This window comes from Prosthecobacter sp., assembly GCF_044222345.1.
Classification (GTDB): domain Bacteria; phylum Verrucomicrobiota; class Verrucomicrobiia; order Verrucomicrobiales; family Verrucomicrobiaceae; genus Prosthecobacter.
This window is the reverse complement of sequence record NZ_JBGANL010000020.1, coordinates 52,408-76,366: the sequence shown is the minus strand read 5'-3', so window position 1 is coordinate 76,366 and position 23,959 is coordinate 52,408. Positions and strand designations below refer to the sequence as shown.

At 59.7% G+C, this 23,959-nt stretch carries 16 protein-coding genes and 2 pseudogenes; 8 read left to right on the top strand and 10 right to left on the bottom strand.

Going from position 1 to position 23,959, the window contains the following annotated elements:
• Positions 1-144 precede the first annotated feature (144 nt).
• From ACILSL_RS12815 to ACILSL_RS12795, 5 genes are all read left to right on the top strand, one after another.
• The gene (locus ACILSL_RS12815) at positions 145-1,923 is read left to right on the top strand and encodes a GMC family oxidoreductase (protein WP_395732431.1); all 1,779 of its coding nucleotides are present in this window, start codon (positions 145-147) and stop codon (positions 1,921-1,923) included.
• Positions 1,924-1,935: 12 nt separating this feature from the next.
• Positions 1,936-2,592 carry a gluconate 2-dehydrogenase subunit 3 family protein gene (locus tag ACILSL_RS12810; protein ID WP_395732430.1) on the top strand — a complete coding sequence of 219 codons (657 nt, stop codon included), beginning with the start codon at positions 1,936-1,938 and terminating at the stop codon, positions 2,590-2,592.
• 154 nt (positions 2,593-2,746) lie between these two features.
• Entirely contained in the window at positions 2,747-5,308 is a 2,562-nt protein-coding gene (locus ACILSL_RS12805) for a DNA gyrase subunit B (protein WP_395732429.1), read from the top strand.
• A 56-nt stretch (positions 5,309-5,364) separates the two neighbouring features.
• A complete protein-coding gene (gyrA, locus tag ACILSL_RS12800) occupies positions 5,365-7,995 on the top strand; it encodes a DNA gyrase subunit A (protein ID WP_395732428.1) in 2,631 nt (876 codons plus the stop codon).
• A gap of 112 nt (positions 7,996-8,107) precedes the next feature.
• The gene (locus ACILSL_RS12795) at positions 8,108-9,709 is read left to right on the top strand and encodes an arylsulfatase (protein ID WP_395732427.1); all 1,602 of its coding nucleotides are present in this window, start codon (positions 8,108-8,110) and stop codon (positions 9,707-9,709) included.
• A gap of 6 nt (positions 9,710-9,715) precedes the next feature.
• Here the strand turns inward: ACILSL_RS12795 and ACILSL_RS12790 are convergent, their stop codons facing one another.
• From ACILSL_RS12790 to ACILSL_RS12780, 3 genes are read right to left on the bottom strand one after another with little or no spacing between them, the layout of a single operon-like run.
• A complete protein-coding gene (locus tag ACILSL_RS12790) occupies positions 9,716-10,261 on the bottom strand; it encodes a redoxin family protein (RefSeq protein ID WP_395732426.1) in 546 nt (181 codons plus the stop codon).
• Positions 10,262-10,265: 4 nt separating this feature from the next.
• A complete protein-coding gene (gene fabD / locus ACILSL_RS12785; protein ID WP_395732425.1) occupies positions 10,266-11,189 on the bottom strand; it encodes an ACP S-malonyltransferase in 924 nt (307 codons plus the stop codon).
• 48 nt (positions 11,190-11,237) lie between these two features.
• Complete coding sequence (locus ACILSL_RS12780) at positions 11,238-12,377, bottom strand: glycerate kinase (RefSeq protein WP_395732424.1); 1,140 nt, start codon at positions 12,375-12,377, stop codon at positions 11,238-11,240.
• Between the two features lie 353 nt (positions 12,378-12,730).
• On the opposite strand from ACILSL_RS12780, the gene ACILSL_RS12775 reads away from it, so the two are divergent.
• Together ACILSL_RS12775 and ACILSL_RS12770 are read left to right on the top strand one after the other, a co-directional pair.
• On the top strand, positions 12,731-13,975 hold the full coding sequence (locus tag ACILSL_RS12775) for a sensor histidine kinase (RefSeq protein WP_395732423.1): 1,245 nt from the start codon (positions 12,731-12,733) through the stop codon (positions 13,973-13,975).
• A gap of 5 nt (positions 13,976-13,980) precedes the next feature.
• A complete protein-coding gene (locus ACILSL_RS12770) occupies positions 13,981-15,237 on the top strand; it encodes a response regulator (RefSeq protein ID WP_395732422.1) in 1,257 nt (418 codons plus the stop codon).
• A 102-nt stretch (positions 15,238-15,339) separates the two neighbouring features.
• Here the strand turns inward: ACILSL_RS12770 and ACILSL_RS12765 are convergent.
• From ACILSL_RS12765 to ACILSL_RS12750, 4 genes and pseudogenes are all read right to left on the bottom strand, one after another.
• Positions 15,340-16,795: pseudogene (locus ACILSL_RS12765) on the bottom strand (Gfo/Idh/MocA family protein).
• An 81-nt stretch (positions 16,796-16,876) separates the two neighbouring features.
• Complete coding sequence (locus ACILSL_RS12760; protein ID WP_395732421.1) at positions 16,877-18,523, bottom strand: sulfatase; 1,647 nt, start codon at positions 18,521-18,523, stop codon at positions 16,877-16,879.
• A gap of 69 nt (positions 18,524-18,592) precedes the next feature.
• The gene (locus tag ACILSL_RS12755) at positions 18,593-19,135 is read right to left on the bottom strand and encodes a sulfatase/phosphatase domain-containing protein (protein ID WP_395732420.1); all 543 of its coding nucleotides are present in this window, start codon (positions 19,133-19,135) and stop codon (positions 18,593-18,595) included.
• 77 nt (positions 19,136-19,212) lie between these two features.
• A pseudogene (locus ACILSL_RS12750) lies at positions 19,213-20,028 on the bottom strand (sulfatase-like hydrolase/transferase); the annotation flags it as partial.
• Between the two features lie 123 nt (positions 20,029-20,151).
• Between ACILSL_RS12750 and ACILSL_RS12745 the strand changes: the two are divergent.
• Complete coding sequence (locus ACILSL_RS12745; RefSeq protein ID WP_395732419.1) at positions 20,152-21,666, top strand: Gfo/Idh/MocA family protein; 1,515 nt, start codon at positions 20,152-20,154, stop codon at positions 21,664-21,666.
• Between the two features lie 91 nt (positions 21,667-21,757).
• Here the strand turns inward: ACILSL_RS12745 and ACILSL_RS12740 are convergent, their stop codons facing one another.
• Genes ACILSL_RS12740 through thiD form a run of 3 tightly spaced genes read right to left on the bottom strand, consistent with a single transcriptional unit; the run spans position 21,758 to position 23,885 of the window.
• Positions 21,758-21,967 carry a hypothetical protein gene (locus ACILSL_RS12740; protein ID WP_395732418.1) on the bottom strand — a complete coding sequence of 70 codons (210 nt, stop codon included), beginning with the start codon at positions 21,965-21,967 and terminating at the stop codon, positions 21,758-21,760.
• The gene (locus ACILSL_RS12735) at positions 21,967-23,070 is read right to left on the bottom strand and encodes a S41 family peptidase (protein ID WP_395732417.1); all 1,104 of its coding nucleotides are present in this window, start codon (positions 23,068-23,070) and stop codon (positions 21,967-21,969) included. Before ACILSL_RS12735 ends, ACILSL_RS12740 begins: the two co-directional genes overlap by 1 nt.
• Positions 23,067-23,885, bottom strand: coding sequence for a bifunctional hydroxymethylpyrimidine kinase/phosphomethylpyrimidine kinase (gene thiD / locus ACILSL_RS12730; protein WP_395732416.1), 819 nt, complete (start codon positions 23,883-23,885; stop codon positions 23,067-23,069). Before thiD ends, ACILSL_RS12735 begins: the two co-directional genes overlap by 4 nt.
• Positions 23,886-23,959: the final 74 nt, after the last annotated feature.

Sequence of the window (23,959 nt, the reverse complement as noted above, 5' to 3'; positions counted from 1 at the left end):
CGGCTGTCGAGAGGCCCGGCGTTACGATTATGCCTTGTGGAAATCCCGGCGCATTGCGGCTGTCAAATTCAGGCCCTCACTGTCTCCAATATGGAAAAAGCGTAACATGACTTGTCGCTTCCATCTCTTGGCTATAGTCGCGCCATGCCTGTCCTCACCGAACGCAAAACGCAGCCGCAGTATGATGTCATTGTCGTGGGCTCTGGCGCCGGCGGCGGCATGGCAGCGATGATCCTTGCTTTGAATGGCGTGAAGGTGCTCATGATCGAGGCTGGGCGCAATTATGAGCCGGTGAAAGAGACGCCGATGTTCAACACGCCGGAGATGGCGCCACTGCGTGGAGCGGCCACGCCGGACCGCCCCTTTGGGTTTTATGATTCCAACATCGGCGGCTGGCAGGTGGCAGGGGAGCCGTACACCAATAAGCAGGGGACTGAAGGCGACTTCTGGTGGTGGCGCGCGCGCATGCTCGGCGGACGCACGAACCATTGGGGCCGCATCTCGCTGCGCTTTGGCGAGTTCGATTTCAAGCCGAAATCACGTGATGGCCTTGGTGTGGACTGGCCGATGAACTACGCTGACATGGCTCCGTGGTATGACCGGGTAGAGCAGTTGATCGGTGTCTATGGCGAGAATGATGGCATCGCGAATGCGCCAAACTCATCTCCGGGTGTGCTGATGCCGCCGCCCAAGCCGCGTGTGGGCGAACTGCTGGCGAAGAAGGCCGGGAGGAAACTCGGCGTGCCCGTCGTTGCCGCGCATCGTGCGGTGCTCAGCCAGCCGATGGATTGGAAAAATCTGCCGAAGGTGTTGTTCCCAAACAACCCCAAGGCGCAGGAGATTATCGGCAAGGACATGATGTCACGCGCCGCCTGCTTCTGGGCCACCAACTGCATCCGCGGCTGCAGCATCCGCGCCAATTTCCAAAGCACCACCGTGCTGCTGCCACCCGCGCTGGCCACGGGAAATCTCGACATCATCACAGATGCAATGGTGCGTGAAGTGGTGCTGGATGAAAGCGGCAAAGCCACGGGCGTGCATTACATCGACAAAGTCACCCGCCGCGATGCGATCGCGAAAGCCCGCGTGGTCATTCTCGCCGCGAGCACCTGCGAAACCTCGCGCATTCTTCTAAACTCCAAGTCTCGCGACAAGGTGGGTCTCGCCAACTCCTCGGGGCAGGTGGGGCGCAATCTCATGGACAGCGTCGGCACACGTCTTGGGGCGCACATTCCCGCCATGGAGGATCTGCCGCCGATGAATGAGGACGGCGCGGGCGGACTTCACACCTATGTGCCGTGGTGGCTGGTGAATGACCACGCCAAGCTCGGCTTTGCCCGAGGCTACCACATCGAGATGGGCGGTGGCCGGCAGATGCCCGAGGCGAAGAGCTTCGGTTATCTGGACTCGACTTCGCCAGGCGTGTATGGCCGCAAACTCAAGGAGGAAGCCCGCCGCTACTACGGCGCGCAGTTCGGCTTCTCCGGGCGTGGCGAGATGCTGCCGAACAAGGACTGCTACAGCGAACTGGACCCCAACGTGGTGGATCAATGGGGCATTCCCGTGCTGCGCTTTCACTGGAAGTGGAGCGATCACGAAATCAAGCAGGCCGAGCACATGCAGCAGACCTTTGCAGCCATGATCGAGGGCATGGGCGGCAAAGCCAAGCCGCTCAGCGGAGCGGATGCCATTCAGCGGCCCGGCGAGATCATCCACGAAGTTGGCACCGCTCGCATGGGCGACAAAGCTGCTGAGAGCGTCACCAACCAATACTGCCAGACCTGGGACGTGAAAAATCTCTTCCTTATGGACGGCTCCGTCCTGCCCAGCAACCCCGACAAAAACCCCACGCTCACCATCCTTGCCCTCGCCTGGCGCTCCAGCGAATGGCTGATGGAAGAGATGAAACGGGGGAACATTTAACCGATCTGCACCATGTCAGAATCTTCTCCCATTTCCCGTCGCAATGCCCTCAAAGGCCTCCTTGGCGGTGCTGCCGGTGCAGCAGCCGTCCCGGCCCTTGCAGCGCCGAACCACACCGAGCCGGCACCGCCAGCGCATCCTTCGCGGTTTGTCTTTCATGATCCGGACTTCATGGGCGGGGTGAAGTTTCCGTGGGAAAAGCTGCTGTCTGCTGAGGAACTGGCCACCACACAGGCCCTGGCCGATTTGATCCTGCCGAAGGATGAAACCTCTCCCGCTGCCTCGGAAGTGGGCGTTCCAGATTTTATCAATGAATGGGTCAGTGCTGATTATCCCGCGCATCAGGAGGACCGCGAGACCGTACGTGGCGGCCTCGGCTGGCTCAATACGGAGAGTTTTAAGCGCTTTTCGGAGCGTTTTGAGGAGCTGGGCGTCGATCAGCAGTCCCAAATTGTGGACGACATCTGCGATGCAGCCAAGGCCAAACCGGAGCACCGTGTCGGGGTGGTCTTTTTCAAACGCTTCCGCCAGCTCTGTGTCGGCGGTTATTACAGTCATAGCCAGACCTGGAAAAGCCTGGGTTACGTGGGGAATGTCACCATTGGCGGCCCCTATCCCGGCGTGCTGCCGGAGGTCATCGAGAGGCTGGGTTTGCAGGATGTGGTTTGAGGGCTGATTTGGGGGCCAAAAAAGACTTCGTTTGGGAGCAAAAAATCCCTTTTCTCGCCTCTTCATCTTGCTAGTCTAAAACGGTCATCATCGAGCACGTTTCCGGTAGCGGTTTCAAGGACGGATTCAGTCGATGGGCAGCCCTTCAAATCTTATGTCCGAACAGTCCTCTGAGCAGAACACTGCTTTCAATACCGGTGTGGCCGAAAACCAGGCCTACGGTGCCGATCAAATCCAGAAACTCGAAGGCCTCGAAGCCGTCCGGCTTCGACCCGGAATGTACATCGGCGACCCCGATGAGCGCGGCCTGCACCACTGCGTGTTTGAAGTGGTGGACAACTCCATCGACGAACATCTCGCCGGTCATTGTAAAAACGTCTGGATCTCCATCCACATGGACGGCTCCATCACCATTCGGGATGATGGCCGAGGCATCCCGGTGGAAATGCACAAGGTGGCGAAGATTCCCACGGTTGAGCTCGTGCTCACCAGCCTGCATGCCGGTGGTAAATTTGGAGACGGCGCGTATGAATTCTCCGGTGGTCTGCACGGCGTGGGCGCCAAGTGTACGAACGCCCTGTCCGACTGGTTCAAGTGCGAGGTTTTCCGCGACGGCAAGATCCACGCCATCGGTTTTGAGCGTGGCAAAACCACGGAGCCGCTGACGGTTCTGGGCGATCTTGATGATCCAAAGACCACCGGCACCAAGATTTCCTTCTTCCCGGACGCCTCGATCTTCACCGTCACCACGACTTATAACTTTGACCGTCTGCTGGTGCGCCTGCGCGAACTGGCCTTCCTCAATCCCGGCATCAACATCACCCTGACCGACGAGCGCACCGAGCCGCAGCGTCAGGAAGTGTTGTTTTATCAGGAAGGTGTGAAGCAGTTCGTGCGCGAGATGGGTGCGGACAAGGACAAGATCCATCCCGAGCCCGTCGCGCTTGCTGGCCGTCGTGAAGTGCCGATCGACGACAAAAAGAAGTTCATTCTCGTCGATTGCGTCCTCCAGTGGAACAAGGGACTCAATGAGCAGACACTCTGCTTTGCCAATGCCATTCCAAACCCGGACGGCGGCACGCACTACAGCGGCCTCAAGTCAGCGCTGACCAAGGCGGTGAAGCAATACATCAACGCCAATCCGAAAAGCTTCAAAGACAAGCTGCCTGACATTGAAGGCGATGACTGCCGCGAAGGCATGATCTGCGTGCTCAGCGTCAAGCTCACCAACCCTCGTTTCAACTCGCAGACGAAGGTGAAGCTGGTGAACGGCGAAGTCGAAGGCGTGGTGAACTCCATCGTTTATGAAGGCCTGCTGCGCTTCTTTGACGAGAATCCCGACACCGCCATCGAGATCATCAAGAACATCATCATCGCCGCGAAATCCCGCGAAGCGGCGCGCAAAGCCCGCGAGGCGATTCGCAAGGATGCCATGAGCAGCGGCGGCCTGCCCGGCAAGCTGGCGGACTGCTCCGAGCGCGATCCTGCCAAGACCGAGCTGTTCATTGTCGAAGGTGACTCCGCCGGTGGCTCCGCCAAGATGGGCCGGAACCGCCACAATCAGGCGATCCTCCCGTTGCGTGGAAAACTCATCAATACCGAGAAAGCCCGCCTCGAGAAGGTGCTGCAGAACAAGGAAGTCCAGACCATGATCACAGCCATCGGCACAGGCATCGGTGGCGACAGCGAGGTGGAAGGCTCCTTCAACATCGAAAAGCTCCGCTACCACAAGATCGTCATCATGACCGATGCTGACGTGGATGGCAGCCACATCCGCACCCTTCTGCTCACCTTCTTCTTCCGCCAGATGCCGGAACTGGTGAAGCGCGGCCACATCTATGTGGCCCAGCCGCCGCTCTACCAGGTGACGCGTAAAAAGCGTGAGGAATACGTGCAGAGCGACGCCGAGATGGACGCCATTCTGCTTGAACTCGGCTCCGGTGAAATCAGCCTGCGCAACATTGCCGACGGCAGCAAGCTGGCCGCAGACCGCCTCAAGGCCATTCTGGACCTGCTCGTGCCTGTCGCCAAATTTGCCGACATCATCCGCCGCCATGGGGCTGACTTCGAGCACTACCTTCAGGCCCGCGATGAAGCCACCGGCAATCTGCCGCATCACCTCGTCGTCATCCGTGAGGGCAATGAGGTCAACATCAACTACTTCCACAGCAATGAGCAGCTTGCCGCCTTTGCCCGTGAGAACAATGACCTGCATCTCTTCGGCAATCCCGCCGCCGTGGAAGCCAATGGTAACGGTGCCGTCGCACTGCCGAAGTCACACCGTCGTGCCCGTCTCATTGAGATCCACGAAGCCCACGGCATGAAGAAGCGCTTCCAGCAGCTCGATGAACTCGGCCTGCACGTGGATCACTTCAGCAGCCAGGACAAGCCGCTCTTTGAAGTCATCGAAGGCGATGGCGAAAACGCCAGGGTGCATCCTGTCTTCAGCATCCCGGGCATCCTCGACAAAGTCATGGAGATCGGCAAGCGCGGCATGGAGATCAAGCGATTCAAAGGTCTGGGTGAAATGAACGCCAAGCAGCTCTTCGAGACCACCATGGACCCGAACAAGCGCACGCTGCTTCAGATCAAGCTCGACGAGACCAACTCCCACGAAGCCGAACGCATGTTCACCATTCTCATGGGCGACGTGGTCGAGCCGCGGAAACACTTCATTGAAGAGAACGCCCTCAACGTTCGCAACCTCGACGTGTAATCCAGGGCGCAATGCCCGCTTTCTGTTCTTTCGTTTAGCCTTTTCGCCCTCCGTCCATGCAAGATCCCAACATTCGCCCCATCTCTGTCGCTGAAGAAGTGAAGAACTCCTTCCTCGACTACTCGATGTCCGTCATCATCGCCCGTGCGCTGCCGGATGTCCGTGATGGCCTGAAGCCCTCCCAGCGCCGCATCCTTTATGCGATGCATGAGCTGTCGCTCTATCCGCCAAAGAAGCACATGAAGTGCGCGAAGATCTGCGGTGACACCTCCGGTAACTACCATCCGCACGGTGAGGCCGTTATTTACCCCACACTCGTTCACATGGGCCAGCCCTGGGCCATTCGTGAGCCTCTGATCGATCCCCAGGGGAACTTCGGTTCCGTGGAAGGCGATCCTCCGGCAGCCATGCGTTATACGGAAGCCCGCATGACGCACCTGGGCGGCACGCTGATGTCGGACATGGAGAAGGAGACCGTCGATTTCGTGCCGAACTACGATGAACGTCTCACTGAGCCCACCGTCTTCCCGGCGGCGTTCCCAAATCTCATCGTCAATGGTGGCACCGGCATCGCCGTGGGCATGGCTACCAACATGCCGCCGCACAATCTCGGCGAGGTCGTGGATGCGGTGTGTGCCCAGATCGACAATCCAGCGATCACCTGCACGGAGCTGCAGGCTCACATCAAAGGCCCTGATTTCCCGACGGGCTGCGTCATCCTCGGCACCAATGGCATTCGCGAATACATGGAAACGGGCCATGGCAGTGTGCGCACCCGTGGGCAGGCGGAGATCGTCGAAAATGGCAACCGCGAGCAGATCATCATCACCGAGATTCCGTTCAACGTGAACCGTGCTGAGTTGGTGAAGCGCATCGCCGAGCTGGCGAATGAAAAGGTCATCACCGAAATCAGCGGTGTGCGTGACGAATCGGATGAAAACACCCGTGTCGTCATCGACCTCAAGCGCGATGCGCGCGGCCAGATCGTTCTGAACAATCTGTACAAACACACGGCGCTGGAGTCGAGCTTCTCCATCCACATGCTCGCCATCGACGGCGGCAAGCCTCGTGTGTTGAGCATGAAGGACGCGATCGCATGCTACATCGAGCATCGACGTGAGGTCATCATCCGCCGCACGCGTTTCCTGCTGAAGCAGGCCGAGTTCAAAGCTGAAAAGCTGGAAGCCCAGCTCCTCGCGCTCGGTCACCTGGACGACTTCATCAAGATCATCCGCGACAGCAAGAACCGCGATGAAGCCCGCGAGCGCCTCAAGGCCTACCATTTCGCCATCAGCACCGCCGAGCAGCTCGGCATCATGATTCGTGCCCAGGCCAGCATCGTGGGGGACAAGTACATCTTCACCGACAAGCAGGTCGAAGACATCCTGGAACTCCGCCTCTATCAGCTCGTCGGACTTGAGCGCGACAAGATCAAAGCCGATTACGATGACGTGCTCGTCAGCATCCGCGATTTCATGGACATCCTCGCCCGTGAAACCCGCGTGCTCCAGATCATCAAGGACGAGCTCCAGGCCATCCGTCTGAAGCATGCCACCCCGCGCCTCACCCGCATCGAAGCCGCCGAGGGCGAGATCGAAAACATCGACCTCATCCCGAACGATCCGACCGTCGTCACCATGACGCACATGGGCAGCATCAAGCGCACCGCCACCGCCGAATACCGCTTGCAGGGCCGCGGCGGCAAGGGCCTCAAAGGCATGGAAACCCGCGATGCGCAGGGCGAGGACGAAGCCAGCGACTTCGTGGAGCGTCTCTTCAGCGCGCATCTGCACGACTTCCTGCTCTTCTTCACGAACACCGGCCGCATGTATGTGGAGCGCGTGTACCAGATCCCGGAAGCCTCGCGCACCGGCAAGGGGCGCAGCATCAAGAACATGCTCAACCTGCGTGCCGAAGAGAAGATCGCCAGCGTGCTGATCCTCAAGGCACAGGGTGCCGAAGACGAGGCCATGTGGGCTGCTGACAAATATGTGCTCTTCGCCACCAAGGACGGCACGGTGAAGAAGACCGCCCTCGAAGAATTCAAAAACTACCGCAGGGACGGCATCATCGCCATCAAGCTGGATGAAGGCAACGACCTCGTCGATGTCGTGCTCACGGACGGCAACAAGGAGGTCTGCCTTGTCACCCACGAAGGCATGTGCGCCCGCTTCCATGAAACGGGAGATGATCCAGCATCACCGAACCTGCGTCCGATCGGCCGTGCCACCGCCGGTGTGCGTGGCATCACGCTGGACGATGGCGACTTCATCGTCAGTTGCATCACCAACGAGCCTGACACCATGGTGCTCGTTGTCTCTGAAAACGGTCTCGGCAAACGCACTGCTTTCGATGAATATCGACTCCTCGCCAATCGTGGCGGCAAAGGCGTGACCACCATGAACGTCACGGAGAAAACCGGCAAGGTCGTTGCCGCCAAGGCGGTGCATGACAAAGACGAGCTCATGCTCATGACCACCAAGGGCCAGAGCGTACGCATCCGTGTTTGTGACATCCGCGAAACCGGCCGCAATGCCCAGGGCGTCAAGCTCATGGGTCTCAAGGAAGGCGAAACCATCCAGGACGTGGCCACTGTGGTTGCGGAAGAAGCTGAGGTCGTCGCGGAAGCTCCTCCAGTTGAACCAACCCAGGAAACGCCAGTGGAAGACACGCCTGCGGCGGAATAAGCCAGGCATGCAAATCCAAAGAGGCGCAGGCAACTGCGCCTCTTTTTTGTGATCATGTCTGACTGGCGGAAATAGACGTAGAAAGAGGGCGGTGGGATCGTTGGGATGCAGCATGATCCGCCTGCCTCTTTTCTTCCTGCTGTTCGTCTGCGCTTCGCTGCACGCTGCGTCTCCGAACCCCAATTTCGTCATCATCCTCGCGGATGACCTCGGCTACTCGGATCTCGGCTGCTATGGCAGCGAGATCGCGACGCCGAATCTGGACAAACTGGCGGCGGGGGGCTTGAAGTTCACCCAGTTTTACAACACCGCACGCTGCTGGCCCACACGCAGCGTGCTCATGACGGGGCACTATGCGCAGCAGATCGGCATGGACCCCCAGTATGGCAAATTCCCGGCCTGGGTGCGCACGCTGCCGCAGCGCCTCGCGCCATTGGGGTATCGCAGCTATCACTCCGGCAAGTGGCATGTGAACAACGCGCCGAAGGTCGTGGCGAACGGCGGCTTCACCCGTTCGTATTACGTGGCACAGCAGGACAATCACTTTCATCCGAAGAGGCATGAGCTGGATGACAAGCCACTGCCAGAGCCGGACGGGCCGTGGTATTCGAGCATCGCCATTGCGGATCATGCGATCGACTTCCTCAAGGAGCACGCGCAGCACCATGCGGGCACGCCGTTCTTCAGCTACGTGGCCTTCACGGCGCCGCACTTTCCGATTCAGGCTCTGCCGGAGGACATTGCGAAATACAAAGACACCTACACACAAGGCTGGCCGAAGACACGGGCGGCGCGCTTTGAACGGCAGAAACAGCTGGGGCTCATCGCGACCACCCTGTCCGATCCTGAGCCGCAGATCACCGCACCCAGCGGCAAGGAGAGCGATCTGGCAATCCTCGGCCCCGGTGAGACTCGGCATGCAGTGCCCTGGGAAAGTCTGACCTCTGAGCAGCAGCAGTTCCAAGCCACAAAACAGGCGGTCCATGCGGCGATGATTGATCGCCTGGATCAGGAAGTGGGCCGGGTGCTGGCCCAGTTGAAAGCCATGAACGCCTTCGAGGACACGCTCATCCTGTTCCTCTCAGACAACGGCGCGAGCGCAGAGATCATGGTGCGCGGACTCGGACATGACAAAGCCGCACCCATGGGCGCTGCCGCATCCTATCTCTGCCTCGGGCCCGGAGGCTCCACAGTGTCGAACACACCCTTCCGTCGTCACAAGATCTGGGTGCATGAAGGCGGCATCAGCACGCCGCTCATCGCCCACTGGCCGCAGGGAATCAGCGCCAAGGGCGAACTGCGCCACACACCGGGACATGTCATCGACATCGTGCCCACGATCCTCACGCTCGCCGGGGGTGATGTCACCGCCATCCCCGAAAATGCCCCACCGTTTCCGGGACGCAGTCTGGTGCCCGCATTTGCGAAAGACGAGACAATCAGCCGCGACTTCCTGTTCTGGAACCACTCCGGCAATCGCGCGCTGCGTGAAGGCGACTGGAAAATCGTCAGCGCCGCTGACAACGGCAATGCGTGGGAACTCTATCATCTGACCACGGATCGCGCAGAGTCCAACAACCTCGCCGCCAAGGAACCGGAGCGCGTGAAGGCGATGACGGAGCGCTGGGCGAAACTGGAGAAGGAATACGTCGCACAGGCGGGCCCCAAGCCAGAGCCCAAGAAGAAGGGCAAAGGGAAAAAGATAGAGGAGTGAGGTGACTCACTTCATGCCGCCGATCTTGCAGCCCTGCGCCTCAGGTTGCGGAGACGCCACAGGCTTGCCTGCAAGAATGGCGTCCAGCGCGTCACGCAGGTCCTTCGTTGTCGCCTTGCGCTGGCGCTTGGTGGGGCCCAGGTAGAGGTCGTTGATACGGCCCTTGTAAAGCGTTTCGCTCTTGGGTGAGAGCACGACAGCCTCCGGCGTGATCCTGGCCTGCACCTGCTTGGCGAGCGCCTGCCCCTTGTCGAGCAGCACGGTGGCCTTCACCTCGGAGAGGATGGCATGCTCCATCGCCACTTCATTCGTGATCTCCGGATCCGAATGCACAAGGTACACCACAATCCGGTCGCTGTAATCGGCCGTGATCTGGTTGATCTCCTTCATGAACGACTTGGTGGTCGAGCAGAAAGGGGAGACAAAGAAGAGCACGATGGCCTTCTTGTCGCCCGCAGCCGCAGGATCGTAGCTCTTGCCATCCGTGGCTGGGAGTTCGAGTGCGGAGACGATGCTGGTGAAGAGCAGCAGGGCGACAAGCAGGTGTTTCATGGCCTTATTGAAGTTGAGCCACCGCTGCATCCAGCGAAGCCGCGTCCTTGATGCTGATGACCTTCACGGATTTGTCGATCTTGCCCATGAGTCCGGCGAGGGTGGCGTCAGGGCCGAGTTCGATGAAGGTGGTGTGACCTGCGGCGATGAGGTGCTGCATGCTCTCCACCCAGCGGACGCTGCCGGTGACCTGGCTGGTGAGCGTGGAACGAATCTCCTCAGGCGTGGAAACAGGGCGGGCCTCAAAGTTGCACACCACCGGAACCTTCGGGCTTTGGATGGATGCCGCAGCAAGCGCCACGGCGAGTTTGTCCTGCGCAGACTTCATCAGGCGGCTGTGGTAAGCACCGGCGACGGGCAAGGGAATGGCGCGCTTGATGCCCTTGTCCTTCGACTTGGCCGCAGCATCGGCAATGCCTTCAGCGCTGCCACTGAGCACGATCTGTCCTGGCGCGTTGAGATTGGCCACGTCCACATCGCATTCCTTCGCGAGTTCACGGATGGCGGATTCCTCACCACCGAGCAAAGCCAGCATGGCCCCCTTCGTGTTTTCGCAGGCTTCCTCCATGAAGCTGCCGCGCTGGAAGACGAGATTGAGGCCGGTGGCAAAGTCAAAGGTGCCTGCAGCGGCGTGCGCGGTGAATTCACCAAGGGAAAGTCCGGCGGTGGCGGTGATGTTGAGCGCGGGCACTTTGCTCTTCAGCACTTCGAGGATGGCCAGGCCGTGGGCGTAAAGCGCAGGCTGGCAGCGCGATGTCTTCGTCAGCTCCTCCATCGGGCCCTCAAACATGATGTTCGAAAGTGAGTAGCCGAGGGTGGCATCGGCCTGGTCAAAGAGGGCGCGGACGGTGGGATAGCTTTCGGCAAGATCTTTGCCCATGCCGACTTTCTGGGCGCCTTGACCGGCGAAGAGGAGGACTGCGTTCATTCGGAGATGCTGGATACGGGAGACTGGTTGTTCAATGAGTGGAAGGGATCACTGAGCACGGTCAGTGGGGCGGGTCAAGAGGTCGCGAATAGCCGGGCTTTGGGCAATGACCGCTTCCATCAGGAGTTCTGGGCCGCGCCGCATGGCCTCGGCCAGGGGCATTTCCTTGGGTTTGATGGCACAGAGAAAATCGAAGCGGGTGCGGAGCTGGTCTTCGGCCTCGATGGCTCCGGCAAAGGCGGCGATGGGTTTGCCAAGTTCGCGGGCCAGGTCAGCGACGCCCATGGGCCCTTTGCCGTGGAGCGTCTGGGCGTCCAGCCTGCCTTCACCTGTGATGACGAGGTCTGCGGCGGCGATGCGCTCCCGCAGATGGACGAGATCGGCGATCAAATCGAAGCCGCTGGTGAGTTTGGCACCGCAGAAAGCCATAAGGCCAAATCCCAGGCCTCCAGCGGCTCCTGCGCCGGGAACATCGCGGTGATCGACACCGAGATCTCGTTTCGCGATGTCCGCCAGATGCAGCAGACGACTTTCAAAGAACTCAAAATCCGCCACACCCTTCTGCTTTCCATACACCTGAGTGCAACCATGGAGGCCGAGCAGGGGATTGTTCACATCACAGGCGACCAGGATTTCGGGAAACTCACCTTCTGGAGGCTCGATCCTGGCCAGCAGGTTCATGTTGGCGATGATGGCCTCAAGCGGTGCACCTGACGCGTCCAGAAAACGAAACCCCAGCGCCGCCGCCATGCCGATGCCGCCGTCATTCGTGGCACTGCCGCCGATGCCGATGACGATGCGCTGCACGCCACGTGCCATGGCATCCTGCAGCATCAAACCCGTGCCGTGCGTGCTGGCCGTGGCCGGATTCAGCGGAAGGTCACTGACCATGGCAAGACCGGACGCAGTGCTCATTTCCATGATGGCTTCCAAACCTCCGGTCTCCCGCGCAAGACCATAGCTTGCTGTGACCGGGCGGTTTTGGGCGTCAAATGTCGCGGCCTCACACCATTCGCCATTCAGTGCAGCGACGACCGCCTCGGCGGTGCCTTCCCCCCCGTCAGCAATCGGGCAGAGATCGCAGGCAGCCTCTGGCAAAGTCTGATTCATAGCCGAGGCGATGGCCTGAGCCGCTACGCTGGCCGGGATGGAGCCCTTAAATTTGTCGATGGCGATGAGAATGCGCATGTGCGCTGCATGATGCCGAGACGCCGTGGACTGCCAAGCTGGTGTGTGTTTTGAATCTCAAGAAGTGCCTGCTTTAAGGTGTCAGGGAATTGTAAAAAACCTTGAATTGACCTTGCTTTATCGACGTAAATATTATTAAGTTTATGGTAATTATGTCAAGCGCCGCCCTGGCAGAGATCAATACGCCCCTGATTGCACCCAGTACCGACCGCCCCGTCAGGCGTGGTCCAGAAAAAACCGTGCCACCACCCAACCGTTTCGAGAGGGAACAGATGGAGCTTAATTTACGAAATGCTCGAATGGGGGCTTGGTTTGTCATGGTCCTTGTTCCATTGTGCAGTTTCCTCGATTGGATGGCTTATCCTGCAAGTTACTGGCAGTTTTTAGTGCTGCGCCTGGCCTGTGCGGCCAGCTGCGTGCCATTGCTGCTGGCTCTGAACGGATCGCTAGGCCGCAGATACTGCCGGGCCTACCCGATTATTCTGCCGCTGCTGCCGGCGCTGATGATCTGCTTCATGATCTACCTCAGCGGAGACCCTGGCTCCGGTTATTATGCCGGGCTGCTGCTCTGCATTGTGGCCACGGCGTTTGTGTTCCATTGGACGTTTCGTGAGATCGGCATCACACTTGGGTTGGTGGTGATCGCCTACCTTGCGGCCACGCTTCCCAATCTTTTCACCACGAATGATCCCCGGGCTCTGGGGATTTTCGTGAACAACACCGGCTTCCTCCTGCTGCATTGCGTGGTTCTCTATGTCGGCAGCCGCCAGCATCACGCGATCCGCCTGCGGGAGTTTGCGAACCGCTGCAAGGTGGAGGACCAGCGTGAAGAACTGGCCGCACGCAATGAAGAGCTCACCGCCACGCTGAAGCGCCTGCGCGAAACCGAAGCCCAGCTTGATCAGAGTGAAAAGCTCGCCTCCATCGGCCGTCTCAGCGCCGGGATCGTGCACGAGATCAACAACCCGCTGAACTACGTGAAGTCAGCGGTCTATCTGCTGAAGAAAAAGGGCAGGGCGCTGCCGCCTGACATTGCAGAGACCTTCACCAGCATTGCCGAAGACATTGGTGAAGGCATCGACCGCGTGGCTGCCATTGTCTCGGATCTGCGCACCTTTGCGCATCCGGAACATCGTGGCTCCCGACCGGTGAATCTGCAGGAGACCGCGCGCAAGGCGCTGCGCCTGCTGGCCAAGGAGATCGGTGACCGCGGAGTGATGCTGGTGGATGAGATCCCGGCGGATGTCATCGCGCAGGGAGACGAGAACTACCTCATCCAGATTCTGCTCAATCTGGTGCAAAACAGCCTGGACGCGCTGGCTGGTCGTCCATCGCCCACCATCTGGCTCAAAGCCTGCGAAACCGCGAACGGTGTGGATTTCATTGTTCGGGACAACGGTCCGGGCATTCCGAAAGAGAACCTCTCCAAGATCTTTGATCCCTTTTTCACCACCAAGCAGGTTGGGCAGGGCATGGGCCTGGGCCTGAGCATCTGCTTCCGCATGATCCAGCAGATGGAAGGCGAAGTGAAGATTGACACTGTTGAGGGCAGCCACACTCAGTTTACACTGAGCCTGAAAAAACCTGCGAACACCTGAGCCTGATGCCGAGCACGCTGCTATCGCCCTATCACATCCTCTACGTCGATGACGAGGAGAAGGCGTTGCATTACTTCAAGGAGATCTTTGGTGATGAGTACACGATCCACGTCGCCAACAACGCGATGGACGGCTACCGCATCCTGCAAAATTATGGGCCGCAGATCGGCCTGCTGCTCACGGATCAGCGCATGCCCGGCCCCAGCGGGGTCGAACTGATGGAGCACGCCCGCAAGCTCAATCCCAACTTGGTGCGCATTCTCGTCACGGCTTACACCGATTATCATGCGGCGGTGGATGCGGTGAACTCAGGACGCTGCTTCCGTTATATTCACAAGCCCTGGGACCCCGATGAGCTGGGTGTGGTGATCAAGCACGCGCTGAATTACTACCACGCGCTCATTGAGCGCGAACGTCTGCTGGTGGAGAAGGCGGAATCCGTGCGCAACATGCTCTCTGCCGACAAAGTTTCTGGCCTCGGCATCCTAGCGGAAGGTCTGAATCATCATCTGCGCAATGCGCTTACAGTTGTGCGCGCATTCATTGATCTGGCGCCGATGAAGCTGATGGAGGAAATCGGCGGCGCGCATCCGCGTGATCCATCTTTCTGGATTGATGTGCAAAATCAGGCTCAGTCACAGCTGGAGCGCATTCAATCCATGCTGGCCCGTCTGGCCGAGGCCTCGCACTCCAAGCGCCTGGAACGCAACGATGAATGCCATCTAAGCAGCGTGATGAGCGAGATGCTCGAACTGTTCTCACAGCAGATGAAGGAAAAGAACTTGCATCTCGAGATCTCGGTGGATCCTGGCCTGCCGCCCGTCCTGGTGCATGGCGCACGCTTCCGCCAGATGTGGCGTTTGATCTTCATGGAGGAGCTCACACATCTGAGTCCTGGAGACAGCATTCACATCAGCGCGAAAGTGCGTCAGGATGCGAGAGGCCGGTCGCATCTGGTGATGTATGTGCGCGACACCGGTGTCTGGGAGGGTGCAGACAAACCAGTGAACCTGTTTGACCCCTTCTACACCCGCAGCCGCAAGCCGGATGATTTTGGCGTGAACATGATGGCCTGCTACGTCACCATGCATCTGCATGGCGGCACCGCCGAGGCCCGCCATCTGGAGCCGCGTGGCCTGGAGCTCGAATTCAGCCTGCCCGTCGAAACCAACTTGGATCCCAAGAAGGAGGAAGACTTCTTCCGTACCCTTCTCAATCACGAGCAGCGCTGGAAGATGCGTGACGAAATGGTGGCGGCGTAAGGCGCTCCCAAGGAGCGGCACTTGCCAAGTGCCGTCTATGGGTTCGAATCAACCTTGCCAAGCGGGACTTGGCAAGTCCCGCTCCTTGCTAAACACTTAGGCTCATCCCAGCTTCCATCCCTCACGCGGCACACGACTGAGGAAACGATTCGCCGCCTCATTGTTCGTGATGCGCATGGCCTTCGCATCCCATACGATCTTGCCACCCGCGCGGTGCGCCACGTTGCCGAGGTGATTGGCTTCCGTCAGCGGACCCGCGTAGCTGAAGGGGCTGCCGGTGGGGGTGCCGTTGCGGATGGCGGCGAGGAATTCGGCATGCTGTCCTGGTGAGTCAGCGATGAAGGGCTTGGGTGCCTGGAAGTCTTTGAACGTGGCTTCAGGAAGCAGGACATGCTTGCCGTAGTCAGAGAGCAGCATGCCTTTGTCGCCAATGAAGAGCACTCCGCTGCTCCATTTGCTGATGAAAGGATCATTCTTCCACACGTCGGGTTTGTCCGCACCCTGGTGCCAGTGGATCTTGCACGCGGGCATGTCGCCACGCGGACCGTACTCATACACGGCGTGCATAGAAGCCGGGGCGATCTCGGGGTGCGGCGGCGGGCCAAAGGCTTCGACACTGAGCGGGGCGTCGAGCTTGAGCGCCCAGAACGGCAGGTCGTTCCAATGGCTGCCGAGATCGGACATCGTTCCATTGCCGAAGTCCCACCAGCGGTACCACTTGGGTCCTGGGAAATAAACGCTGTTGTAAGGACGCATCGGCGCAGGGCCGATCCACAGATCCCAGTCAAGATACGGCGGTGGTGTTTCTCCCACAGTGGGGCGCTCCGTGACGTAAACAATGTCTCCGTTCTTCTTCGCGTCTTCCTCGCTCTGCAGGCCCCAGGCGCGCGAGACACACACATGGGCTTCCGTGACTTTGCCAATCGCACCACTTTGAATCAGTTCCACCACACGGCGGTAGTTTGGCATGCCGTGAATCTGCGTGCCCATCTGCAATCTGCGTGCCCATCTGCGTGACGACACCGGCTTTGGCAGCAACTTCGGTGATGAAACGCGCTTCGGCGACGTTGTGGGACAGCGGCTTCTCACAATACACATGCTTCTTCATCAGCAGCGCAGGCAGCGTGGCATAGGCATGCGTGTGCTCCGTGGTGCTGACCACCACGGCATCAATCTCACCAGCGCTGACGGAATCGTACAACTTGCGGAAATCGCGGAACTTCTGCGCCTTGGGAAAGGCCACGCCTGCGCGGTCAAGGTTCTCGCCATTCACATCGCAAATGGCGACGACGTTTTCACGCGGTTCCATGGCAGGAGGCGGCTGCGCACCCGCGTCTGGCTTGGCGGCGTTCTTGCCACGCGGTGGCGTGTACAGCGCGACACCGGTAAGCTCCTTGATGTTCGATGCACCGCGTCCGCCCACGCCGATGAAGACGAGATTCAGCTTCTCGTTCGGGGAGCGTGAACTGACAATGGCGGGAAATCCCAAGGCTGCAGCTGCGGTGGCGCTGCGGGCAAGGAACTGACGGCGGGACGAGACAGGTTGGCTGGCACTCATGGTTGTACACTTACAACGCACCATCGCAGGCGGAGCTTCCGCAGAAACGTCAGGAAGCACAAAGAGCTGCGCTTCTTTGAATCACTTCGCCTTCTTTTTCCCCGCCCCCGGCTTCCGCGGCTCATTGAGAGGCTTGTCGGGATCGTACTTCGGATTGCGTTCTGGGATCTGGGCGCCGCTGTCTTTGAGCCAGGCCATGAGCTTGTCGCGCAGCTGCATCGCGCGCACCGAGTCAAACGGCGCGCGGTTGTCCGCTTCACCTGCGTCGAGTTTCAAGTTGTAAAGTTCGACGTGGCTGTCCTCATGGAAGTAGATGAGTTTCCAGTCGCCTTCGCGAATGGCGCTGTAAGGCGTCGCGCTGCCAGGGTGGTAGTGGGGGTAGTGCCAGTAGATGGCCTCGCGGGCCAGCGTGTCCGTGCCGCCGAGCAGTGGCAGCAGTGACTCGCCATCGACGACCTGATCCTTCTGCAGCGGCGTCTGCGTGGCGGCCAGCAGCGTGGGCACGTGGTCATAGGTGATCACCGGCACATCGCAGGTGCTGCCGGGTTTCACCAGCCCGGGCCAGGAGACGATGAGAGGGATGTGCACACCGCCTTCATACGCACTGCCTTTGCCGAGCCGTGCCGGGCTGTTGTCCGTGGGGCCGCGTGACCAGCCGTTGGCGTTGACGGTTCCGCTGAGGCCGCCGTTGTCACTGGTGAAGATGAAGATCGTGTTCTCAGCGAGCTTCAACTCATCCAATTTGGCGCGCAGTTTGCCCACGCTGTCATCAATGCTTTCGACCAGCGCGGCATACACGGGATTGCTGTGACCGCCCACGGCTTTCTTCGCCTGATACTTCGCGATGACTTCCGGCTTGCCCATGATGGGCGTGTGGACGCCGTAGTGCGGAAGGTAAACGAAGAACGGTTTGGCCTTGTTCTTCTCGATGAATTTCACGGCCTCATCGGTGAGGCGGTCGCTCAGGAACTCATCCTTGGGTCCATCTGGCAGCGTGGCGATTTTGTAAGGCGAAAAATAGCTCGGTGGAGAGCCGATGTGCATGCCTCCGATGTTCACATCAAAGCCATGCTTGGTGGGATAAAACGCCTCCTCGCCGAGGTGCCATTTGCCGATGCTTGCCGTGGCGTACCCACGCGTCTTGAGACGTTCGGCGATGGTCTCTTCCTCCAGTGGCAGTTGCATCGTCCAATTCGGAATAAGCAGGCGTCCATTGCTCGGCACATGGCCTGCGATCCAGTCAGTGATGTGCAGGCGGGCAGGTGTTTTGCCCGTCAGCATGGCCGCACGTGTGGGCGAGCACACGGTGCATGCCGAATACGCCTGCGTGAAGCGCATGCCCTCCTGCGCCAGCTTGTCGATGTGCGGCGTCTCATAATACTTCGAGCCGTAGCAGCCCAGATCCGTCCAGCCCATGTCATCGACAAGCACAACGATGATGTTCGGCGGTGGTCCCGCTGGCAGTGTCGGCACCACAGGCACCTTCACCGGCGGCGGCTGGATGGGGGGCAGTGGGGCAGGCTGGGGTGTTTCAGTGGGTGTGGCAGCAGCGGTGGCCGGCGCGGCATTGGGTGTGGCTGTAGGCGTTGGGCTGGCTGGTGCGGCCGGAACCGGATTACCTCCAGAAGCAGCCGGAGTTTCTGGCACCGCAGGCGTTGGATTGACCGCGGGAGTTTGGGCGGTCACAAGACCGGCAAAGCAGAGGAAGGAGGCGAGAAAACGGCGCATGAAAGATCGGTTGGAAATGAAATGAGACGCTGTCTCATTTGGATGGTTTTACAAGGGTTTAAATCGAAGTCATCGAATTTTGGCATCCGGCAGCGCGCTCTTCACGCCTTCGTCGATGGGCATCTTGTCAGTCTTGGAGTCGAGGCCTGTGGCGAGCATCAGCTTGGCCAGCTCCGCCTGCAGTTCCTTCACTTTGTCGGCCAGTTCCGGTTTGCCGATGAGGTTTTTGGTTTCACCGGGGTCGTTCTTCAGATTATACAATTCGGCCATGTGCCTGTCAGCCGTGCCGTCGCCATGCGGGTAGTGAATGAATTTCCAGTCGTCGGTGCGAACGGCGCGGACATTCGGCGTGTAGGGGAACTGCTTTTCATAATTGTAGTGGTAGAACCAGCTTTTGCGCCAGTCGGGATCGCCGCCTTGCACCAGCTTCACGAAAGATTTGCCATGGATGTTTTCCAGCGCTGGGGCTCCGCAGAGCGCCAGCAGGCTCGGAGCCACATCGACGGTGAGCACCTGCTGTGGGATGACCTTGGCCGCTTTCGTGAGTTGCGGGCTGCGCACGATGAGCGGAATGCGCAGGCTGGCCTCATGCGCGGTCCGTTTGTCCACCATGCCATTTTCCCCTCTAGCAGGCCGTTGTCCCCCATGAAAACGATGATCGTGTTGTCGAGTTGCTTGGTCTCCTCCAGCCAGGCGCGCACACGTGCCACACTGTCGTCCACACTCAGGACGGTGCCCCAGTAGCCGTGCACCATGTTTTCAAAATCTTTGACGGCGGCGGGGCTGTCATCGGGAAACTTTTTCCGCCACTCAAACAGCGGGCCGTAGATGCCATGCCAGGTGTAGAGGCGCTGTTTGATCCACTCCGGCTTGTCATCCAGCATGAAGGCCGTGGCCGGGTAGGGGACCCGCACGTCGTCAAAGGCATGTTCATACTTCTTCTCGGGCGTGTAAAAACTATGCGGGGCCTTGTGGCCGATGCACGCACACCAGGGTTTGTCCGCACTCTGCTGCTTCAACCAGTCCATGGCCAGATCCGTGACGACGTTGGTGTAGTAGCCTTTGATGACCTCGCGTTTCTTGCCGTTGAGGTTCCACTCGGTGTCATAGTATTTGCCCTGGCCTTTGTGCGTCACAAAGGTGTCGTAACCCGGACGCGGATCATTATTCTCTTCGCCCATGTGGTATTTGCCAAAGTAGGCGGTGGCGTAGCCCGCATCATGCAGCACGGAGGGGAAGCTGCGTAGCGTGGCTGGATACTCGGTGAAGTTGTTCGTTACTCCGTGTGCATGCGCATACAGCCCGCTGAGAATGGAGCCTCGGCTCGGCGAGCACAGAGAGGTGGTGCAGAACGTGTTGGCAAAGCGCACCCCTTCGCCGGCCAGGCGGTCAATGTTGGGCGTCTTCACATGCTTCGAGCCGTAGCAGCCGAGTGCATCCGGGCGCAGGTCATCACAAAGGATGAAAAGCACATTCGGCTGCGCCGCGAATGACGAGTGCAGCATGACGAATGATGAAAGCAGCAGGGTGTAGAGACGGATCATGATTGGACTCTGCCAACGAAGGGAACACGTCGTCTTTGTCAAAAAGGAAAGGCGTCCGCGCCGTGTGGCGTTTTCCTTCTCGCCATGACCAACCGCCGCTCCTTCCTCAAACAGTCCGCCGCCGCTTCCACCGGCGTGTTCTACATCGCCAAAACCTCCTGGGCCCAGAAGAGTCCGGGGGACACCATCAACATGGCCGTCATCGGCTTCGGCGGCCGTGGTGGCTCGCACATCAGCGGCTACAACAAGCTCAACAAAGACGGCGAAGGCGTACGCGTCGCCGCCCTGTGTGACGTGGACAGCAACACGCTCAGCAAAGGGCTTGCCTCTTACGACAAGGAGAAAATCAAGGTCACCGGCTACAACGATCTCCGCAAACTTCTGGAGAACAAGGACATCGATGCCGTGAGCATCGCCACGCCCAACCACTGGCATGCCTTGGCCACCATCTGGGCCGTGCAGGCCGGCAAGGATGTGTATGTCGAAAAACCCGTATCGCACTGCGTGTGGGAAGGCCGGCAGATGGTCAAGGCCGCGCGCAAGTACGGCAAGATGGTGCAGACCGGCACGCAGTCGCGCTCCAGCCGCAAAGGCCTCGCTGAAGGCGTGAAGTATGTGCAGGAGGGCAATCTCGGAAAGATCCTGCTCGCACGCGGCCTGTGCTACAAACGCCGCCCCAGCATCGGCAAGACCGAAGGCCCGCAACCGGTTCCCGAAGGCATCGACTACGATCTCTGGTGCGGCCCGGGCCCGAAAGGCCCGCTCATGCGCGCCAAGCTCAAGTACGACTGGCACTGGACCTGGGCCTACGGCAATGGCGACCTCGGCAACCAGGGCATCCACCAGATGGACATCGCCCGCTGGTTCCTCGGCGAATCGGAACTCTCCCCCAGCGTGTGGAGTGTGGGCGGTCGTCTCGGCTATGAAGATGACGGTGAAACCGCCAACACGCAGATCATCTACCACGGCTATGAAAAGGCCCCGCTCATCTTTGAAGTGCGCGGCCTGCCAGACGCGAAGGACGGCAAGAACATGGACAAGCTCTCGCAAACCAGCAAAGGCGTGAAGTTTCAGCCTCTTCCCGGCAAAGATGGCAAGGAAGGCATCACCGGCGCAGGCGTCGGAGTCATCATCGAGTGCGAAGGCGGCACCATCGTCGTGCCGAACTACTCCGGCTGCGTGGTCTTCGACAAGGAAGGCAAAGAGGTGAAGAAGTTCGAAGGCAGTGAAGATCATTTCAAAAACTTCATCAATGCCTGCCGCAGCCGCCGGGTGGACGATTTGAATGCCGACATCCTCGAAGGCCACCTCTCCAGCGCGCTCTGCCACACCGCCAACATCAGCTATCGCCTCGGCCAGAAAGAGAAGCCTGAAGCGATCCTGGAAAAGATCAAAGGCGACTCCTTCGCCACCGAAAGCTTTGGGCGCATGAAGGAGCACCTGGGAAAAAACGAGGTCGATATCACCAAAGATCTTCTCACCCTCGGCCCCGTCCTCAAGATGGACGGCAAGACCGAACGCTTCATCGATCAAGACGCCGCCAATGCCATGCTCAAGGACAAGTATCGCGCGCCGTTTGTCGTGCCGGATGAGGTGTGATGCATAAGTGCGATGGACTCTCCTGTCCGTCGCTCAGCGCTTCCGCAAACACGTCAGCCTTCCGCTCACCCATGAGCGGGGGGCGGGACGCTTACACTGCGCCCATCATCTCCCCATACGAGAAGTCGCAGACGTGCATCCGCACGCGTACCAGCGCACCTTCCGCCAGCGGAAAATCCGGCAGTTCTTTCTGGATGGTGCCAAAGATCTCTTTGCCATTCGGCAGCACGGCGTGGCAGGTGCGCGGACTGAGCACGCGGCGAATCGTGGCGGTGGTTTCAACTCGGGTGATAATATCCATCACTTGGTCACGGGAATGGCACGGCGTGCCGGAGGTTCATTGTTGCTGACAGGAGTCTTGCGGTTCCAGTCGATCTTGGCGGATTGAAACAAGGTGCGCGTCGTAATGAGATCCACCGCGCGCTGCAGCACAGTGTCAGAGGGGCGCGGGGAATCCTCGGGCAGGGGCTTGCCGGCGGAGCGTCTGAGGTAGGAGTCGAGTTCGGGATTGGTGTTGGCCACCAGCGCGGCTTCGTTGAAGCGCGGGCGCGGCTTGTCGATGATGGAGCTTTTGACGTCCTTGGCATCGGTGGCGCTAAACACCTGCCGCTTGAGGCTGGTCGGCATGGAGACCGGGAAATCAGGCTGCAGCCCCTTTTGAAACACCGAGCTGTCGTCCTCCAGCAGCACCTCGGCACGCGCAAAGCGCAGGGACCACTCCGCATCCACCGGCACCGTTTCATAGCGCACGGCTCCGCCGCGTGTGCGGGCTCCGATCAAGAGCGCCTGCTTCCGCTGGCGCAGCACCGCAGCCATGGTCTCGCCCAGATTGTTGGTTTCATCATCCACGAGGACAAGAAGCGGCTGCGCCCACACAGGCTCGCGCAGGTTGGTTTCGACTTCGGAGGCCGCCTGCCCCATCTGCTTCATTTTAAAGAGCACCTCTCCTTTGGGCACAAACAGGCTCAGCATGTCCGCCGCGTCATTGAAATTCCCCGGCGGAGCCGGACTGCGCAGATCCAGGATGAGATGGCTCACTTTTTTAACCACGAAATCCTGAAGATGCTTCTCCAGTTCCTTCGTTTCACGCGGCGTGAACTCACGCGGCCGCAAGTAGCCGGTCTGTGGCGTCAGCAGTTCGGCCCGCACACCAGAGAGCGCGCCGGATTTGGCCTCGCTGGTGCGGGCCACCAGTTCCGCACCGAAATCAAGACGCTGCAGCAGGCCGGAAAGTGCCGCACGGTTCAGCACATCAAAGGTCAGCTCGCTGCTGCGGATGTATTCCTTCTGCAGAATCCGAAACGCCGTCTGGATGCCTGCCTGGCTGACGTCCTTCGGCTGCTCCGGGCCGCTGGCGGCAAACACCGAGGCGGTGAAGGTCAAAAAGATGGCGAGTCGTCTCATGCGTCGTCGGTCTGCTGCAGATGATTGAGAGCATGTACGGGCCCTGCGCCAGCACTTTGCCACATGAAATGCTGGGCGATGGCGCGGCTGACGAACTCCTTGGCCTGGGCAACCGCTTCATTCAGCCCCATTTCATACGCCAGGCAGGTGGCGATGGCGGCGGAAAACGTGCAGCCCGTGCCATGCGTGCGCACCCCCGGCGTGCGCGGTGCCGTATGCCAGAAGATTTCGCCATCCAGGCAGAGAACATCGGCCGCTTCACCCTTCAGGTGCCCGCCTTTCACCAGCACAGCGGCATCAAACCGCTCGCTCAGGTCCCGCGCGCAGGCCTCCATGGCCTCGAGATCGGGAACCTCCCGGTCCCACAGCACGCGGGCCTCGTCCAGATTGGGCGTGATGAGCGAAGCAAGCGGCAGCAGTTCATCGATCAAGCTCCGCACAGCATCGTCTTCCAGCAATTTGCCTCCGCTGGTGGCGATCATGACCGGATCAACGACCAGCGGGATGCGCCCATGGCCAAACTGCTGCCACATTTTCGCCACTGCATGCACCTGAGACTGCCCACCCAGCATGCCGGTCTTCGCGGCGGCAATGGGAAAGCCCCCAAACAGCACACGCATCTGATCGGCAATAAAGTCTGCATCCAGCAGGCGCACCTGCGAGACGAGGCCCGGCGTCTCCGACACCACGCTCGTCAGCGCATTCAGCCCGTAGCCGCCGAGGGCTGAAATCGCCTTTAAATCCGCCTGCACCCCCGCTCCGCATGAAGAATCTGAACCTGCAATGGTGAGAACGACGGGAGGGGAGGAGGGCATGGTGGCGGTTGGCTGGATGGTACGAGTCTGGCTGCTTTTTGCAAACCCCGGCTTGTGGCATCCTGCGTATGGAC

Excerpts from the sequence above, each read along its gene's own strand:
- ACILSL_RS12810 (WP_395732430.1), top strand. The coding sequence starts at position 1,936 with ATGTCAGAATCTTCTCCCATTTCCCGTCGCAATGCCCTCAAAGGCCTC.
- ACILSL_RS12735 (WP_395732417.1), bottom strand. The coding sequence starts at position 23,070 with ATGAGACGACTCGCCATCTTTTTGACCTTCACCGCCTCGGTGTTTGCC.
- ACILSL_RS12745 (WP_395732419.1), top strand. The coding sequence starts at position 20,152 with ATGACCAACCGCCGCTCCTTCCTCAAACAGTCCGCCGCCGCTTCCACC.
- ACILSL_RS12740 (WP_395732418.1), bottom strand. The coding sequence starts at position 21,967 with ATGGATATTATCACCCGAGTTGAAACCACCGCCACGATTCGCCGCGTG.
- gyrA (WP_395732428.1), top strand. The coding sequence starts at position 5,365 with ATGCAAGATCCCAACATTCGCCCCATCTCTGTCGCTGAAGAAGTGAAG.
- ACILSL_RS12815 (WP_395732431.1), top strand. The coding sequence starts at position 145 with ATGCCTGTCCTCACCGAACGCAAAACGCAGCCGCAGTATGATGTCATT.
- ACILSL_RS12790 (WP_395732426.1), bottom strand. The coding sequence starts at position 10,261 with ATGAAACACCTGCTTGTCGCCCTGCTGCTCTTCACCAGCATCGTCTCC.
- ACILSL_RS12805 (WP_395732429.1), top strand. The coding sequence starts at position 2,747 with ATGTCCGAACAGTCCTCTGAGCAGAACACTGCTTTCAATACCGGTGTG.
- fabD (WP_395732425.1), bottom strand. The coding sequence starts at position 11,189 with ATGAACGCAGTCCTCCTCTTCGCCGGTCAAGGCGCCCAGAAAGTCGGC.
- ACILSL_RS12775 (WP_395732423.1), top strand. The coding sequence starts at position 12,731 with ATGGCTTATCCTGCAAGTTACTGGCAGTTTTTAGTGCTGCGCCTGGCC.
- ACILSL_RS12780 (WP_395732424.1), bottom strand. The coding sequence starts at position 12,377 with ATGCGCATTCTCATCGCCATCGACAAATTTAAGGGCTCCATCCCGGCC.
- ACILSL_RS12760 (WP_395732421.1), bottom strand. The coding sequence starts at position 18,523 with ATGCGCCGTTTTCTCGCCTCCTTCCTCTGCTTTGCCGGTCTTGTGACC.
- ACILSL_RS12755 (WP_395732420.1), bottom strand. The coding sequence starts at position 19,135 with ATGGTGGACAAACGGACCGCGCATGAGGCCAGCCTGCGCATTCCGCTC.
- ACILSL_RS12770 (WP_395732422.1), top strand. The coding sequence starts at position 13,981 with ATGCCGAGCACGCTGCTATCGCCCTATCACATCCTCTACGTCGATGAC.
- ACILSL_RS12795 (WP_395732427.1), top strand. The coding sequence starts at position 8,108 with ATGATCCGCCTGCCTCTTTTCTTCCTGCTGTTCGTCTGCGCTTCGCTG.
- thiD (WP_395732416.1), bottom strand. The coding sequence starts at position 23,885 with ATGCCCTCCTCCCCTCCCGTCGTTCTCACCATTGCAGGTTCAGATTCT.